We start from the raw sequence: 16,279 nt of genomic DNA, 5'->3' as shown, positions 1-16,279 counted from the left end.
GAAGGCGCCAACCACTCAGCGCCACCACCGGGGAGTTCCATTGAAATCTGCGAAGGACCGAATGGACATCATTTCCGCCTACCAACAGCTCGGGTCGTATAGGGCTGCCGCCGAGCACTGCGGCACCACCCACCGCACCGTCAAGAAGATCGTGGACAAGTTCGAGGCCGACCAGGCCGGCGTCCCGCCACCACCGCGGGCCGAACGGGCCCACAACTACGACGCGGTCGCCGATCTGGTCGCCGAACGCGTGGAGAAATCGAAGGGTCGGATCTCGGCCAAGCGGCTGCTCCCGAAGGCCCGTGCGGCGGGCTACACGGGTTCTGATCGTAACTTCCGCCGCCTCGTCGCGGAGGCGAAAGCGTTGTGGCGCAGCACCAATCACCGAGGCCGTCGTCCAGCCGTGTGGGAACCCGGTGAGTACCTGGTCATCGACTGGGCTCAAGTCGGACCGGGGTTGTTCCTGTTCTGTGCGGTGCTGGCGTTCTCGAGGTGGCGCTTCGTGCGCTTCGCCACCAACGAGCGTGCCTCGACCACGTTGGCATTGATCGCCGAAGCCCTGGCCGCCGCGGGTGGGGTCCCGGCGCGGGTGCTGGCCGACCGGATGGCCTGCCTCAAGGGCGGGGTCGTGGCCAACGTCGTCGTCCCGACTCCGGACTACGTCCGGCTGGCCGGTCACTACGGCTTCGCTCCCGATTTCTGTCATGCGAGTGACCCGCAGTCCAAGGGCATCGTGGAGAACCTGTGCGGCTACGCCCAGGACGATCTTGCCGTCCCGCTGTTGACCGAGGCCGCCGTCACCGGAACACCGGTCGATCTGCGTATCGCCAATGCCGCGGCGGAGGTGTGGTGCGCGGAAGTGAACGCCGCGACCCATTCGGAGATCTGCGCGGTTCCCGATGAACGGTTGATCGTCGAACATGAACTGCTGCAACCACTCCCATCCCTGCGACTGCAGATCGGGGCACCATCGGTGCTGCGCAAGGTCGACCGCCTGTCCTGCATCCGGTACGGGTCGGCGCGCTACTCGGTGCCGATGCGGTTGATCGGCACCACGGTGGCCGTGGTCGTCGACCACGGCGCCATCTGTCTGCTGGAGCCCGGCACCGGGGTGATCGTGGCCGAACACGAACTCGTCGCACCCGGCGGCACCTCGATCCTCGATGAGCACTACGACGGACCCCGGCTAGCACCCAGTCGCGGCCCGCGCCCGAAGACCATGGTCGAGAAGCAGTTCTGCGACCTCGGCGCCGATGCGCAGGCGTTCCTGGTCGGCGCCGCGGCGATCGGCAACACCCGGCTGGCCTCGGAGTTGGAGATCCTGCTCGCCCTCGGCGCGGCCCACGGCACCGACGCCCTGGTCTCCGCGCTGCACCGGGCGGTGGCGTTCCGCCGGTTCCGAGCCGCCGACGTGCGTTCCATCCTGGCCGCGGGCACCGGGGCGCCGCAGCCCCGACCCGCTGGCGACGTGCTCATCCTCGACCTGCCCGTGGCCCCGACCCGCTCCCTGGACGCCTACAGGATCACCCCCGCCGTGGCCGATGGCGAGGTGATCCCATGAGCAGGACGCCACCCATCACCGACGCTGAACCCGTTGCACCGAAATCGATTCCACCCCTCGCCGCCGATCTGGATGCCGGGTTGCGACGGTTGAAACTGGCCGCGGTGCGGCGCACCGCACCCGAAGTCCTGATCACCGCCAAGACCCAACGCTGGACTCCCGAGGAGGTTCTGCGCACGCTGGTCGAGACCGAACTGGCGGCCCGCGACGCCTCGAACGTCGTCAACCGCCTCAAAGCCGCGGCGTTCCCCGTGCCCAAGACGTTGGAGAGCTTCGACGTGGCCGCCTCCTCCATCCCGCCGAAGACCTTCGACTACCTGTCGAGTCTGGAATGGATTCGCGCGCAACAGAATCTGGCGATCATCGGCCCCGCCGGCACCGGCAAGTCCCACACCCTGATCGGGTTGGGAACCGCCGCGATCCACGCCGGACACAAGGTCCGCTATTTCACCGCCGCCGACCTCGTCGAAACCCTCTACCGCGGCCTGGCCGACAACACCGTCGGCAAGATCATCGAATCGCTGCTGCGGGTCGACCTGATCATCCTCGACGAACTCGGGTTCGCCCCCCTCGACGACACCGGCACCCAGTTGCTGTTCCGGCTCGTCGCCGGCGCCTACGAACGCCGCTCGCTGGCCATCGGATCGCACTGGCCCTTCGAGCAGTGGGGCCGCTTCCTGCCCGAACAGACCACCGCGGTCAGCATCCTCGACCGCCTCCTGCACCACGCCACCGTCGTCATCACCGACGGTGACTCCTACCGCATGAAAGACGCCAAACACCGGAAGGAGACGCCCACACCAACCTAGGAACTACCGCACGGGGTGGATACTTCTATCTGGCCACCAGCGGATACTTCAACCTGGCCATTGACACCTGATGAACGCGTAAATCTTCTGCGTCCTCACCGAACACGTCATTGCAAGAGGTTTGAGCGAAGCTGCGCGTATCACCGCCGAATACAGCCGCCAAAGCGAGCGTGGGATCCACGGCTGCGCTCGTCGACGTGCTGATCAAGTCGACGCAGCATCCTGGAAGCATCCTGGAAGCCGTCGTCAGTCGGCGCGATCACATCGGACCGGTAACCGTCACCCCACAACCGCCCTCGAAGCACCACCCCCCGCCGGCATCGCCTAGCCCGACACGTGCTTCAGCGCCCGCGTCCCACCCATCTCCGGCGGACCCAACAGTCGCCCCACCCATCCATCGCACCAGCGGACAAGCCACCGGCCAGTCTCGTGGTCACTTTGAATTCTCACGTTGGGGTGGGCAAATCGCGGGCCTCCCGGCACCGGCCCAACGGCGATCCAGACACTACTGAGACAGATGCGACGTGAGGTGACACGCTTTAGCGACCGGGTCCCCCGCGCAGTCGGTTGCCGATCCTGATCGCGGGCAGCAACACGGTACGCGGTAGGAATCTTCCGCCAGTGCTGACCACCTTGGGCACCATGCCCGGCACCACGGTGCGTTTGCCGGCAAGCATCCCGGCGACTGCGGCTTCGGCGACATCCCGCGGCGAAACCTGCGCGATGGGAATGCTGAACCGCTCGGCACTGGCGATCTCCGCCCACTCGGTCGGCACCGGGCCCGGGCACAGCGCCGTGACGGACACACCGGTTCCGTGCAACTCCTCTTGGACGGCTTCGGAGAAGGTCAGCACAAATGCCTTGGAGGCCGAATACACCGCCATGAAAGGAATCGGCTGGAACCCGGCGATCGATGCGATGTTGAGCACCGCTCCCGCGCCGCGCTCCACCATGCCGGGCAGTGCTGCGCGGGTGAGTTCCATGAGGGCCAACGCGTTGAGTGTGACCTGTTCACTTTCGCGTTCCGGGGACAGCTCGTAGAAACGGCCGCTGGTGCCGAAGCCCGCGCTATTGCACAAGCCGGCGATCTCGTCGGTACCCAGGCGATCGGCCAGCTGCGCCCTGGCTTGCGCATCGGCCAGATCGAGCGGCAAAACCTCGACACCTACCGAGAACTCCGCGCGCAATTGATCGGCGAGCTCCTCGAGGCGCTCGCGGCGCCGCGCGACCAGCATCAGCGGAAAGCCGCGGCGGGCCAGACCGCGAGCCAGTTCGACTCCGATGCCGGAAGAAGCACCGGTGATGACCACGGTGGCCTGCTTGTTCGGTTTGGGAAGACTCATGATTTCACCAATGTATCCCTCGGGTCGCCTGGACGAACGTTTCGCTTCTCTTGTCGAGTTCTGATGTGTCCGTTGGAGATTCGCCGCCTTTGGCAGCGGCGGAATCCCGGAACATGCTGAACGCCCGGTTGCGTACCCGATCCATGACGGCCGGGTTGACGGCGTCGGCCACAGCCGCGAACTGCCCGAATGGAGAGCTTGCCCGTCGCGGCCGGTGCACGATCGCATCGGTGATCACACCGGCCGCCTGATCCGGGGTCAACGTGGGGAATTTGTCGTAGATCGTGGTCGGACTGATCATCGGCGTCCGCACCAGTGCCATGTGCACGGTGGTGAACCGGACGTCGTCGTTTACCGTCTCGGCTTGCAGCGCGTCGCACAGGCTGTCCAAAGCGGCCTTGCTGGCGATGTAGGCGCCGAAACGCGGTGCTCGAGTCTGCACCCCGACCGAGGAGACGTTGATGATCTGCCCGAACTTGCGTTCCCGCATACCGGGAATGAACTTGAGAATGAGCTGGACCGCACCCAGATAGTTCAGTTGCATGGTCCGCTGGTAGTCGTGGATCCGGTCATAGGACAGCTCCAGCGAGCGCCGAATTGACCTCCCCGCGTTATTGATCAGGATGTCGACCCGTCCCAGATCGGCGAGTACCTGGTCGGCCATGGTGGCGATGGCGTCCATGTCGGACAGATCGCACGGGTACACGTGCGCAGCCCCGCCATTGCCGCGGATATCGTCGGCAACCTTTTCCAGGTTCTCGCGCGTCCGCGCGACCAGCACCACCTCGCCCCCGGCTTCGGCGATCTTCTTGGCGGCCGCTTCGCCGATGCCCGACGACCCGCCGGTGATGAGGACGATCTTGCCCTCAACCGCGTCGCGCAGTGTCCGGCCCTGCACCGCGTCGAGCAGATTCCTCAGATAGAAGGGCCGATATCGCCCGGCGGAGTTCGGCGTGTTGACGATGTTGGACACCGTCGCGAACGGCTTCTCAACGAGGTTCGCTAAGTCACCAAGATTCATCGGTTGTCGCTCCTGATGGCGGTGTGGTGGATGTGGCACTGGTCATGAAGCAAACCTAGGGCATCGGTCAATGACCGGGACCAACCTGTCGGCACGCGAGTCCGCCAGGTGCCTGGCCGGACCGCGGGACGCGTCAGCGTTCTACAGCAATCGACCTGTTACAGCTGATAATCCGGGCGTGATCGGTCCCTAACGGCCAGGCAACGCCGACGTGTTCCCCTGACCGGATGGGACTACTGTCACAATTCCGCAAGCGCGCGCCGATCACTATCTACGACCAGATCGGCGGGTACCAGGCGATCGAGGTCGTCGTCGAGGATTTCTACGCCAGGGTGCTCGCCGATGACCAGCTCGCCGGCTTCTTCACCGGAACGAATATGAGCCGTCTCAAAGGCAAACAGACGGAATTCTTTGCCGCGGCTTTGGGCGGGCCGGAGCCGTATACCGGTGCGCCGATGAAGCAGGTGCATCAGGGCCGTGGCATCACCATGCACCACTTCACCCTGGTGGCCGGGCATTTGGGCGACGCGTTGGCCGCGGCCGGCGTGCCCGCTGAGACGATCACCGAAATCCTGAAAACGATCTCGCCACTGGCCGCCGACGTCGCGTCGGACGACAGCACCACCGTCAACGTCTGAGCCGGACCGGAACGTTTGGCAACCCACCGATGAGGGGTCAGCGCCGCACCACCGCCGCAAGTCGTCGCTGCAGGTATGTGACGACGCCGGCGTCGGTGCTCAGGTCGATGGCTGCGCGATAGGCCCTGGCCGCCGCTGCGGGACGACCGGCTGTGACCAGCAGATGGGCTCGGGCCGCCCAGGCAGCGCCTCGGCGGACAGGCATTCAATCGGTTCACCGCATGATTCCACCTGCCAGTCGATGGCAACCGCGCCGTAGACCGCCTCCAGAACCGCGGGCAGCCGCTCGTCGAGGTCGGCGCGGGCCGGCGCTACGAAGGGAATGCGCGCGTCGCGGATCCGGCGCTTGGCTCGGACCAGTCGCTGCGCCATGGTTGCGGCCGGAAGCGAGAACGCGCTGAGCCCGATCTCGCCGCCCTCCTGATAGGGCATGAGTAGGCAGTACTGCATGATGATCTCCTCTTCCGACTCGATGGTGTCACCGCTATGACGATCGGGGTGGCACCAGATCGACGCGGGACGGAGGCCCGGAAGCCGGTCGACTGAGCCGGCCGTCACCCCTCGGCTCGCAACACATCCAGCGCGTGCTGAAGATCCGGCGGGTACGGGCTGACGATCTCCATCCGGCGGCCGTCGGCCGGATGAGCGAAGGCCAGCGACCGGGCGTGCAACCATTGCCGTTCCAGGCCGAGTCTTTTCGCCAGCTTGGGGTCGGCTCCGTACACCAAGTCGCCGCAGCACGGATGGCGCAGCGCGGCGAAATGCACCCGTATCTGGTGAGTGCGTCCGGTCTCCAGCTCGACGTCGAGCAGGCTGGCGGCGACGAAAGCCTCGATGGTGTCGTAGTGGGTCACGCTGTGGCGGCCGTTCGTGGTGACCGCGAACTTCCATTCGGGGCCGGGGTGGCGACCGATCGGTGCGTCGATCGTCCCGCTGGATGGATCGGGGTGTCCCTGCACCAGAGCGTGATAACGCTTCTCGACGGTGCGGTGCTTGAATGCCCGCTTCAGCACGGTGTATGCCCGCTCCGACAGTGCCACCACCATCACCCCGGAGGTGCCGACGTCGAGGCGATGCACGATGCCTTGCCGCTCGTGCACGCCGGATGTGGTGATGTGGTAACCCGCCGCGGCAAGACCGCCGAGCACCGTGGGGCCGGTCCAACCCACCGATGCGTGTGCGGCGACAGCCGCCGGTTTGTCGACGGCGACGATGTCGTCGTCGGAATACAAAATCGTCATGCCTTCGATATCGACGGGTGTGTTTTCCAGCGGTGGCGGCGCCTCGGGCAGCCGAACCTGCAGCCATGCCCCCGTCGTCAGGCGGTCGGACTTGCCCGCCGGCAGACCGTCCAGGTGCACGCCGCCGCCCTCGGCGATGGCCGCCACGGCGCTGCGGGAAAGTCCGAGCAGTCGGGCCAGCCCGGCATCGACGCGCAGGCCCGCCAATCCCTCCGGGACGGGCATCGAGCGGTCGGTCATCAGTGCTGATCGGCCTTGCGCCGGCCGGTGTCCCCGTCGGCCTCGCGCCGACCCGGCGTGGCAGGGTCGGGTCTGCGCCGGCCTACCGAGTCGAAATCGAAGCCCAGGATCGACAGGACCACCAGCAGGATCGCACCACCGACCACCGACGGGTCGGCGACGTTGAACACCGGCCACCAGCCGACCGACAAGAAGTCGACGACATGTCCCCGAAGCGGCCCCGGGGCGCGAAAGAAGCGATCAACCAGATTGCCCATCGCGCCGCCCAGAATCATCCCCAGCCCCAGCGCCCACCAGGGTGACACCAGCCGTCGCCCCATCCAGAAGATGCCCACGACGACGCCCGTCGCGATCAGTGTCAGTACCCAGGTATAGCCGGTCGCCATGGAGAATGCGGCACCGGAATTGCGCACCAATGTCCACGTCACCGTGTCGCCGATAATCGGAACCGGCTGGCCGGGCGGCAGCAGCTTAACGGCCAGCACCTTGGTGAGGATGTCCAGTGCCAGCACGATCGCCGCAACCGACAGCAGCAGTCGCAGCCGCCTCGGAGGCGGCGGCGCGGAAGCCTCAGGTTCCTCGGTATCCCCCGCCGTGGTAGGCGGATCGGCCTTTCCTGTTGGTTCGTCAGGCACCCCACCATCATCCCCTAGTCCAGTGACACCGCCCACATGCGGATGGCGGTGCCCGGCATGCGGGATGATCCCAGCATGGGCCGCCTCAGCGTGATCACCACCGGAGGGACTATCGCCACCAGCACCGGCGCCGACGGAGTGCGCCGTCCGTCGCGCAGCGGGGCAGAACTGACCGCGGCGGCCGGCGCAGACCTAGACATCGATGTCGTGGACCTGATGGCACTCGACAGTTCGCTGTTGACCCCGGCCGATTGGGACCGCATCCGGGCCGCGGTCCAAGCCGCCGTCGATGGCGGTGCAGTCGGTGTCGTCATCACGCACGGCACCGACACCCTCGAAGAAACCGCGCTCTGGCTGGACCTCACCTATTCCGGCGACACCCCGGTGGTCGTCACCGGCGCGATGCGCAGCGCCGACGCCGCCGACGCGGACGGTCCGGTCAATCTGCGCGCCGCGCTGACCCTGGCAGCCGACGCGACAGCCCGCGACTACGGCGTGCTGGTGTGTTTCGCCGGCCGGGTGCTGCAACCGCTGGGCCTGCGCAAGGTGGCCACCGACGACGTGAGCGGGTTCGCCGGCGAACTGCTTGGCGCCGTCTCCGAAACGGTGACGATGACAGGCCCCAAGCCACGCCCGTACCTCGGTGAACTGCGAGCCGGCGAGGCACCGCGGGTCGATATCGTCGCGGTGTATCCGGGAAGTGACGCCGTTGCGTTGGACGCCTGTGTGGCCGCCGGCGCCCGGGCGGTCGTGCTGGAGGCATTGGGTTCGGGAAACGCCGGATCCGCGGTGATCGACGCGGTGCGCCGGCACAGCGGCGACGGGGTGGTGGTCGCGGTCTCAACCCGGGTTTCCGGCGCCCGGGTGGGCGCTGGCTATGGTCCCGGACACGACCTGGTGGACGCCGGCGCGGTGATGGTGCCACGGCTGCCACCGTCGCAGGCCCGGGTGTTGTTGATGGCCGCGCTGGCGGCCCGGCTACCGGTCGCCCAGGTCGTCGACCGTTGGGGTTGAGAGCCCGGCCGGCTCGTCGACCCGCAGCCGGCCGACATAATCCGGCCAGTCCAGGCTGTCGACCGGGTTGGCGATGGCGAGGTCGCCGCTATCGATGGGAAAGGTCCGCGCCGGGCCCGGACCTGATCGACGAGTCTCGAACCGGACGGTGACCACGCCGTGGCCGGCCCCCTGCACCCAGCCGTGCCCGAGTTCCGGGTGGGCTACGTCGTCGCCGATGCGCCATCCGGCGCCGTCCGGTCCGCCGAATTGCGCGGCCCGCAGCGTCGGGAAGTCGTGCTGGGCTTCCTCGGCCGTATCCGGTGACAGGTCCAAGTCGGAGAACAGCGACTCCTGCTGCACCTCGCTGAGCCCCGAAAAACCAACGCCGAGAAGGCGAATCGGCCCGATCTCAACGGGGTCCAGCAGCAGCCGCCGGGCCACTGCGATCAGCGCCCCCGCCTCGGTGGTCGCGTAGGGCACTGTCGCCGAACGGGTCAGAGTGCTCATGTCGGCCTTCTTCAGCTTCACGGTGACGGTGCGAGCTCCGCGGCCGTCGCGCAGCAGGCGTTGAAACGCGTGTTCGGCGATGGGGTCGATAGCCTCACGCAGCTGGTCAAGGGTGGTCAGGTCGGTGGCGAAAGTGGACTCGGCGCTGATCTGCTTGGCTTCGGCTCGCTCGGCAACGGGCCGGTCGTCGATACCGCGGGCCAGCCGGTGCAGTGCGGGCCCGACGGTCGCGCCCAGGATGTGGGCCACCTCGACGTCGGTCAACGCGGCCAGCTGCCCCACGGTCTCGATGCCGAGTCGATGTAGCTTCTCCTCGGCAACCGGGCCGATTCCCCATATCCGCCGCACCGGCAAGCCGTGGAGCAGCCGCTGTTCTTCCTCCCGGCGGACCACTCGAATGCCGTCGGGCTTGGCCAGACCGGACGCGATCTTGGCGATCTGCTTGCCTGAGCCCGCCCCGACCGAGGCCACCAGGCCGGTCTCCTCACGCACCCGTCGCCGCAAGGATTCGCAGAACGCCTCGACGTGTTCGGCCGCCGCGGCGCCCAGTTGGGGCGGTTCGGCGAAGGCCTCGTCGAAAGACAGCTGCTCGACGACCGGAACCAGGCTGCGCACGGTGTCGAACACCCGGCGGCTGGCCACCCCGTACACCACACCGCGCGGCGGCAACACGACCGCCGTGACGCCGATCAGCCGGCGGGCCTGGTGCATCGGCATGGCCGAGCGGGCGCCGAAAACTCGCGCCTCGTAGCTGGCACCGGCGACCACACCGCGCCCGCCGAGGCCACCCACCAATACGGGCCGGCCCCGGAGCGTAGGACGGGTGAGTTGTTCGACCGAGGCAAAGAACGCGTCCATGTCCAGGTGCAGCACCCAACGGGACTCCACAACGGACAATGCTATTCGCGGTTACCGGAGGCGTCCGTGGACTAACGTCGGTCGGTATGGCGATGAATCTGGTTCACCGGTTGTGCTGTAACTCCGGCCGCTGGGCCAGACAAGTTGAAAGCCAGGTCTTGCCATGGGTGCTCGCCGATGTGGACCTGGGCGACAACACGCTCGAGATCGGACCCGGATACGGCGCATTTCTTCGGGTCCTGGTCGACAAGACGCCGAACCTGACCGCTGTCGAGATCGACGCCCCGATGGCGCAGCGGCTGCAGGAACTGTACGGAGACCGGGCACGCATCATCATCGGCGACGGCTCCGCCACCAGACTGCCTGCCGACGAGTTCAGCTCCGTGGTGTCGTTCACCATGCTGCACCACGTGCCGACCGTTAACCTGCAAAACCGGCTGTTCGCTGAGGCCTTCCGGGTGCTGCGCCCGGGCGGCGTATTCGCCGGCAGCGACAGCGTGCCGTCTCTGGTGTTCAGCTTGTTGCACCTGCGCGACACCTGCAACCCGATCCCGCCGGAAACCTTGCCGGATCGCTTGCGCGCAGCTGGTTTTCGCGATGTCGATGTTGAGGTTCGCGACCGTCGGCAACGCTGGCGGGCGATCAAACCCGCGGCTTGACGTCAGTAACCAAGCGCCCTAGATCGTTCGGCGGCCGTTGTCGTTACCGGGCCTACAGCACCAGCCAATCCCAACCCGAGTGGAGGTAACCCGTGACGCACGACCCGACCAGCACCGTCGATCGGACCCGGCTGCCGTTGCCGGACACACCGACGGGGGGAAAAGCCGGGCGAACGGTTTCCGAGTCGACGATGCCGACCATCGCTCCCATCCGCCCACCACAGGACGCGCCGAATGTGGTGATCGTCCTGCTCGACGACGTCGGATTCGGGGCCACCGCAACCTTCGGCGGGCCGGTGCCGACGCCAACGGGCGACGCGCTGGCGCGGGAAGGACTGCGGTACAACCGGTTTCACACGACCGCCTTGTGCTCCCCGACTCGTGCCGCACTGTTGACCGGCCGGAACCATCACGCGGTCAACACGGGCAACATCACCGAATGGGCCACCGGGTACGACGGCTACAACAGCATCATCCCGAAATCTGCCGCCACCATCGCCGAGACGCTTCGCCAAAACGGTTACAGCACAGCAGCTTTCGGCAAATGGCACAACACCCCGGTATGGGAAGTGAGTCCGGCCGGCCCCTTCGACAGGTGGCCAACCGGGATGGGTTTCGAGGAGTTCTACGGCTTCATGGGCGGTGAAGCCCACCAATACAATCCCGGTCTGTATCACGGCACAGCGCCGGTAGAACGGCCCGAAGGCGTTGAAAACTACCACCTTACGACGGATCTCGCGGATCGGATGATCGAATGGGTACACCGGCAGCAGGCCATGTCGCCCGATCGACCGTTTTTCGTCTACTGGGCGCCCGGCGCCACTCACGCGCCGCACCACGTGTCCCCGGAATGGAGCGAACCTTTTCGTGGCCGGTTCGACGGCGGCTGGGACAAGCTGCGTGAGGAAATCTATGCGCGGCAGCAGGAATTGGGCGTGATCCCGGCAGAGGCCGCGTTGACTCCGCGCCACGAATCGATACCCGCCTGGGACGCGATGTCAGAGGAGCAGCAGCGCATCGCGTCGCGGCTCATGGAGGTCTACGCGGGATTCCTTGCCCACACCGATCACGAGATCGGTCGGATAGTCACCGCACTCAAGGACATGAGCGTCTGGGACAACACGATGTTCGTCTACATCATCGGCGACAACGGCGCAGCCGCCGCCGGCGGGATCACCGGTGTCTTCAATGAGATGGTGACGTTGAACGGCCTCCAAGAAGACCCCGAGATCGTCCTGTCGAGGATCGACGATTTCGGCGGGCCCAAGGCCAGCAACGAATATCCGGTCGGCTTCGCCTGGGCGATGTGCACGCCGTTCCAGTTCACCAAGCAGTTCGCCAGTCATTTCGGTGGCACTCGCAATCCGATGATTGTGACCTGGCCACAACGCATCAACGACGGCGGCGGGCTGCGTTCGCAGTTTCACCATGTCATCGATATCGCCCCGACCATCTTGGAAGCCGCCGGCATCCCCGCACCGGTTGTTGTCAACGGCGTGCCACAGCAGCCCTACGACGGCATCAGCCTGGCGTATACATTCGACGACGCGGCCGCCCAGGACCGGCGTCGCACCCAGTATTTCGAGATCAAGGGCATCCGCGGGATCTATCGCGATGACTGGATGGCCTGCACCTATCACGGCAAGATCCAGTGGCAACCGGGCTCGAAGATGCCCGCCTTCTCCGATGACCGCTGGGAACTCTACGACCTGTCGCGGGACTACAGTCAAGCCGTTGATCTTTCCGCCCAGCACCCCGATCGGCTTGCCGAGTTGAAGGCACTATTCGACGCTGAAGGCGAGAAAAACCACGTCTTTCCGCTCGACGACCGCGGCCCCGCGCGGGCGATCGGTGCGCGGCCGACGGTTCTGGGCCAGCGAACCTCGATTTCGTTCGGGCAAGGATCAATCCGAATGCCTGAGGACATCATTCGGTGCGCCTTTAACCGGTCCTACTCGATAACCGCAGACCTGGAGACTCCCCGTGGCGACACGGTCGACGGCGTTCTCCTGGCCGCCGGCGGCTACTTCGCAGGCCTGGCTCTCTACGTGCAGAACGGACTGGCCAAGTTCACCTACAACTATTTCGGGTCCAAGTACACGACCATCGCGGCTGCAACGCCCCTGCCCGCGGGAAACTCGACCGTTGCGGTCGACTTCGAGTATGACGGTGGAGGCTTAGGCAAAGGCGGCGTCGCGCGACTCCTGGTAAACGGATGCCCGGCGGCCGAATCTCGCATCGAGCGGACGGTTCCGCTGGGGTTCAGCGCCGACGAAGGGCTCGATATCGGGCTCGACGGCGGCACCCCGGCCGCCGACACCTACGAGGGCACATTCCCGTTCAACGCCACCATCAAAGAGGTGACGATCCAGCTGCGCTAAGGCGCAGCCGGCCGCCCCCAACCGGCTTTCGTGATCGCCACCCGCACCCCGTCGCCGATGTCGACGCCGCCGGCCGCGTCGCCGAATTCGAAACTGGTGGCCAGGATTTCGCCGGCAATGAGATCGCGGTGGGTCTGCGCCCAGGCTTGACGCTCGGCGGGCACCGATATCACCACGCTGATCCGGTCGGACACGTCCAGCCCGGTCGACTTGCGCAGCTCTTGCAGTTCCCGGATGCGGTCTTTGGCCCAGCCCTCGGCCTCCAATTCCGGGGTCACCGTGCCGTCGAGCACCACCAGACCTGCGCCGCCGGGCAGTGCCGCGGTGGACTCCGGGTCGGCGGCCACCAGCCGTGAGCTGTATTCCTCCGGTTGCAGCTCCGCGGGCCCTGCCGTCAAGGTGCCGTCGGGATTGACGACGCCGTCGCCGGCCTTGACCGCCTTGATCGCCGCTTGCACGTCTTTGCCCAGTCGCGGCCCGGCCACCCGGGCGTTGACGGTCAGCTCGAACCGCCCGTAGGTGGCGATGTCGTCGGTGAGTTCGACCTGTTTGACGTTGAGCTCATCGGCGATCAGCTCGATGAATGGCTTTAGTAGTTCCGGATCAGCAACTGCCACAGTCAGTTTCGGCAACGGCAGGCGCACCCGCAGCTTTTTGGCCTTGCGCAGGGACGACGCGGCCGAGCACACTTCGCGAACCTGATCCATCGCCGCCACCAGGCCGGCGTCGGCGGGCACCGCATCGGCCCGCGGCCAGTCCGTCAGATGAACCGAGCGCTCACCGGTCACAGCGCGCCAGATCACCTCGGTCATCAACGGCAGCAACGGCGCAGCCAGTCTGGCGGTGACCTCCAGCACCGTGTGCAGGGTGTCGATGGCATCGCCGTCTTCTTCCCAGAAGCGCAAACGCGACCGTCGCACATACCAATTCGTCAGCGCCTCGGTGAACTGCCGCAGCTGTTCGCAGGCCCCGGAGATGTCGCACACCTCCATCGACCGGGTGAGGTCTTCGCGCAGCGCCGCCAGCTTGGCCAGGATGTAGCGGTCCAGCACATGGGGCGAATCCGTGCGCCAGGTACCCACTTTCGGCGTATACAAGGCCAAGAAGCTGTAGGCATTCCACAACGGCCGTAAGACCTGCCGTACCCCGTCCCGGATCCCCTGCTCGGTGACGATCAGGTTGCCGCCGCGCAGGATCGGCGAGGCCATCAAGAACCAGCGCATGGCGTCGGAGCCGTCCCGGTGAAACACCTCGTTGACGTCGGGGTAGTTGCGCAGCGACTTGCTCATTTTCTGGCCGTCGGAGCCCAGCACGATCCCGTGCGCCACACAGGTTTTGAACGCGGGCCGGTCGAACAGCGCGGTCGCCAGCACGTGCAGGGTGTAGAACCAGCCACGGGTCTGCCCGATGTACTCGACGATGAAGTCCCCGGGATAGTGGGCGTCGACCCGTTGGTCCGGATCGGCGCAATCGACCCCGTCGAACCAGTCACGGTTTTCGAATGGGTAGTGCACCTGGGCGTAGGGCATGGAGCCCGAGTCGAACCACACGTCGAGCACATCAGGGATGCGCCGCATCGTGCTTTCCCCGGTGGGATCGTCGGGGTTGGGCCGGGTGAGCTCGTCGATGTAGGGCCGGTGCAAGTTGTCCGGCCGGACCCCGAAATCGCGATCCAGCTCGTCCAAGCTGCCGTACACATCGATTCTGGGGTAGGCGGGATCATCCGACTTCCACACCGGGATCGGGGTGCCCCAGTAGCGGTTTCGTGAGATGGACCAATCGCGGGCACCCTGCAGCCACTTTCCGAACTGGCCGTCCTTGACGTGCTCGGGATACCAGGTGATCTGCTGGTTGAGTTCGACCATGCGGTCCCGGAATTCCGTCACTGTGACAAACCAGGACGACACCGCACGGTAGATCAACGGGTTACGACAGCGCCAGCAATGTGGGTAAGGGTGTTCGTAGGATTCGTGACGGATCAACACCGCGCCGTTCGCCGCCGCCGGACCACTTTGTTTCTTCAGGTCATGGATGATCTGGGCGTTGGCGTCGAACACGTGCTGTCCCTGGTAATCGGGAACAGTGGCGTCGAAACGGCCCTTGGCATCGACCGGGGTTACCGGCGCGATGCCGGCAGCCTCCGCGACAGCCATGTCGTCTTCGCCGTATGCCGGTGCCATGTGCACGATTCCAGTACCCTCTTCAGTGGTAACGAAATCGCCTGACAGTACGCGAAACGCGTTAGGTGAATCCTCAAAATATGTAAACGGCGGCTGGTACTGCATATCTAGTAGGTCGGCGCCGCGATAGGTCCCGAGAACTTCAGGATCTTCCCCGAACTCTCGAGCGTAGGCAGGCACCCTTGCCTCAGCTAGCACGAAGCGGCGATCGCCGGCTTTGATCTCTACATATGTCGTCTCGGGGTGGACCGCGACGGCCAGGTTCGACGGCAGCGTCCACGGTGTCGTGGTCCACACCAACAGGAATGCGCCGGCTAGCTCTCTAAGTGGTTGGCCTCCCGGCACTTTGAATCCCACCGTGATCGCGGGGTCCTGACGGCTCTGGTAGACGTCGTCGTCCATCCGGAGTTCGTGATTGGACAGCGGGGTTTCGTCGCGCCAGCAATAGGGCAGCACCCGGTAGCCCTCATATGCCAGGCCCTTGTCCCAGAGCTGTTTGAACGCCCAGATCACCGATTCCATATACGACAGATCGAGTGTCTTGTAGTCGTTGTCGAAATCGACCCAGCGAGCCTGCCGGGTCACATATGCCTGCCACTCGTCGGTGTAACGCAACACCGAAGCCCGGCAGGCATCGTTGAACGCGGCGATCCCCATGGCGTCGATCTGCGATTTGTCGGTGATGCCCAGCTGACGCTCGACCTCGAGTTCGGCGGGCAACCCGTGGGTGTCCCAACCGAAGCGGCGTTCCACCTTATAACCGCGCATGGTTCGGTACCGCGGCACGATGTCCTTGACATAGCCGGTCAGTAGATGCCCGTAGTGCGGCAAGCCGTTGGCGAACGGGGGCCCGTCGTAGAACACGTATTCCGGGGCGCCGTGGCGGCGCGCGACGCTGGCGCGGAAGGTGTCGTCGTGGGCCCAATACTCGAGGACCTGGGCTTCCATCGCGGGAAAGTCCGGAGAGCCACCACGTTGGTCGGCGCCCAGGTCGCTGCGCGGGTAGGCGCTGTCGGTCATGCCGTCTCCTGTGTCGTCTGTCACAAGACACGGGGACGACAACGCGCCGGAAGCGCGAACACCGCGGTACCACCCCGCTTGCCGCACCTACGCACGGCCGCTCGTTGCAGGCTGTGACGGGCCCACCCGTTCGGTTCTACTGGGCTTTTGCGCTGTTCTTCCGAAGGCTTACCGGTGATAGCCGGATCAA

At 65.8% G+C, this 16,279-nt stretch carries 13 protein-coding genes; 6 read left to right on the top strand and 7 right to left on the bottom strand.

The window, feature by feature from the left end:
* Nucleotides 1–40 precede the first annotated feature (40 nt).
* Entirely contained in the window at nucleotides 41–1,561 is a 1,521-nt protein-coding gene (gene istA / locus EET10_RS12805; RefSeq protein ID WP_122501925.1) for an IS21 family transposase, read from the top strand.
* The gene (gene istB / locus EET10_RS12800; protein WP_122501800.1) at nucleotides 1,558–2,370 is read left to right on the top strand and encodes an IS21-like element helper ATPase IstB; all 813 of its coding nucleotides are present in this window, start codon (nucleotides 1,558–1,560) and stop codon (nucleotides 2,368–2,370) included. Before istA ends, istB begins: the two co-directional genes overlap by 4 nt.
* A 539-nt stretch (nucleotides 2,371–2,909) precedes the next feature.
* Here istB and EET10_RS12795 read toward each other — a convergent pair.
* A complete protein-coding gene (locus EET10_RS12795) occupies nucleotides 2,910–3,713 on the bottom strand; it encodes an SDR family NAD(P)-dependent oxidoreductase (RefSeq protein WP_036395363.1) in 804 nt (267 codons plus the stop codon).
* 4 nt (nucleotides 3,714–3,717) lie between these two features.
* Nucleotides 3,718–4,734, bottom strand: a complete 1,017-nt coding sequence (locus tag EET10_RS12790) for an SDR family NAD(P)-dependent oxidoreductase (protein ID WP_122502194.1) — start codon at nucleotides 4,732–4,734, stop codon at nucleotides 3,718–3,720.
* Nucleotides 4,735–4,961: 227 nt separating this feature from the next.
* Between EET10_RS12790 and EET10_RS12785 the strand changes: the two genes are divergently transcribed.
* Complete coding sequence (locus EET10_RS12785; protein ID WP_036395366.1) at nucleotides 4,962–5,372, top strand: group I truncated hemoglobin; 411 nt, start codon at nucleotides 4,962–4,964, stop codon at nucleotides 5,370–5,372.
* A gap of 99 nt (nucleotides 5,373–5,471) precedes the next feature.
* On the opposite strand, the gene EET10_RS32290 is transcribed toward EET10_RS12785, so the two are convergent.
* The 3 genes from EET10_RS32290 to lspA are packed head-to-tail and all read right to left on the bottom strand — an operon-like array spanning nucleotide 5,472 to nucleotide 7,488.
* Complete coding sequence (locus EET10_RS32290) at nucleotides 5,472–5,930, bottom strand: hypothetical protein (RefSeq protein WP_036395367.1); 459 nt, start codon at nucleotides 5,928–5,930, stop codon at nucleotides 5,472–5,474.
* Nucleotides 5,927–6,853, bottom strand: coding sequence for an RluA family pseudouridine synthase (locus EET10_RS12775; protein WP_122502193.1), 927 nt, complete (start codon nucleotides 6,851–6,853; stop codon nucleotides 5,927–5,929). Before EET10_RS12775 ends, EET10_RS32290 begins: the two co-directional genes overlap by 4 nt.
* On the bottom strand, nucleotides 6,853–7,488 hold the full coding sequence (lspA, locus tag EET10_RS12770; RefSeq protein WP_036395370.1) for a signal peptidase II: 636 nt from the start codon (nucleotides 7,486–7,488) through the stop codon (nucleotides 6,853–6,855). The genes EET10_RS12775 and lspA overlap by 1 nt, the downstream gene beginning before the upstream one ends.
* Before the next feature lie 42 nt (nucleotides 7,489–7,530).
* Here lspA and EET10_RS12765 point away from each other — a divergent pair, with 42 nt between their 5' ends.
* Nucleotides 7,531–8,502: an asparaginase gene (locus EET10_RS12765; protein ID WP_244601936.1), complete on the top strand. Its 972-nt coding sequence runs from the start codon at nucleotides 7,531–7,533 to the stop codon at nucleotides 8,500–8,502.
* Here the strand turns inward: EET10_RS12765 and EET10_RS12760 are convergent.
* The gene (locus EET10_RS12760; protein WP_483237946.1) at nucleotides 8,467–9,879 is read right to left on the bottom strand and encodes a DNA polymerase IV; all 1,413 of its coding nucleotides are present in this window, start codon (nucleotides 9,877–9,879) and stop codon (nucleotides 8,467–8,469) included. The genes EET10_RS12765 and EET10_RS12760 overlap by 36 nt on opposite strands.
* Nucleotides 9,880–9,935: 56 nt before the next feature.
* Between EET10_RS12760 and EET10_RS12755 the strand changes: the two genes are divergently transcribed.
* The gene (locus EET10_RS12755; RefSeq protein ID WP_036395372.1) at nucleotides 9,936–10,508 is read left to right on the top strand and encodes a class I SAM-dependent methyltransferase; all 573 of its coding nucleotides are present in this window, start codon (nucleotides 9,936–9,938) and stop codon (nucleotides 10,506–10,508) included.
* A 92-nt stretch (nucleotides 10,509–10,600) separates the two neighbouring features.
* On the top strand, nucleotides 10,601–12,889 hold the full coding sequence (locus EET10_RS12750) for an arylsulfatase (RefSeq protein WP_122502192.1): 2,289 nt from the start codon (nucleotides 10,601–10,603) through the stop codon (nucleotides 12,887–12,889).
* On the opposite strand, the gene ileS is transcribed toward EET10_RS12750, so the two are convergent.
* On the bottom strand, nucleotides 12,886–16,089 hold the full coding sequence (ileS, locus tag EET10_RS12745) for an isoleucine--tRNA ligase (protein ID WP_036395374.1): 3,204 nt from the start codon (nucleotides 16,087–16,089) through the stop codon (nucleotides 12,886–12,888). The genes EET10_RS12750 and ileS overlap by 4 nt on opposite strands.
* Nucleotides 16,090–16,279 lie beyond the last annotated feature (190 nt).

This window comes from Mycobacterium pseudokansasii (assembly GCF_900566075.1).
GTDB classification, from domain to species: Bacteria; Actinomycetota; Actinomycetes; order Mycobacteriales; family Mycobacteriaceae; genus Mycobacterium; species Mycobacterium pseudokansasii.
The sequence above is the reverse complement of the archived record's forward strand: the minus strand, read 5'-3'. Positions and strand labels throughout refer to the sequence as shown.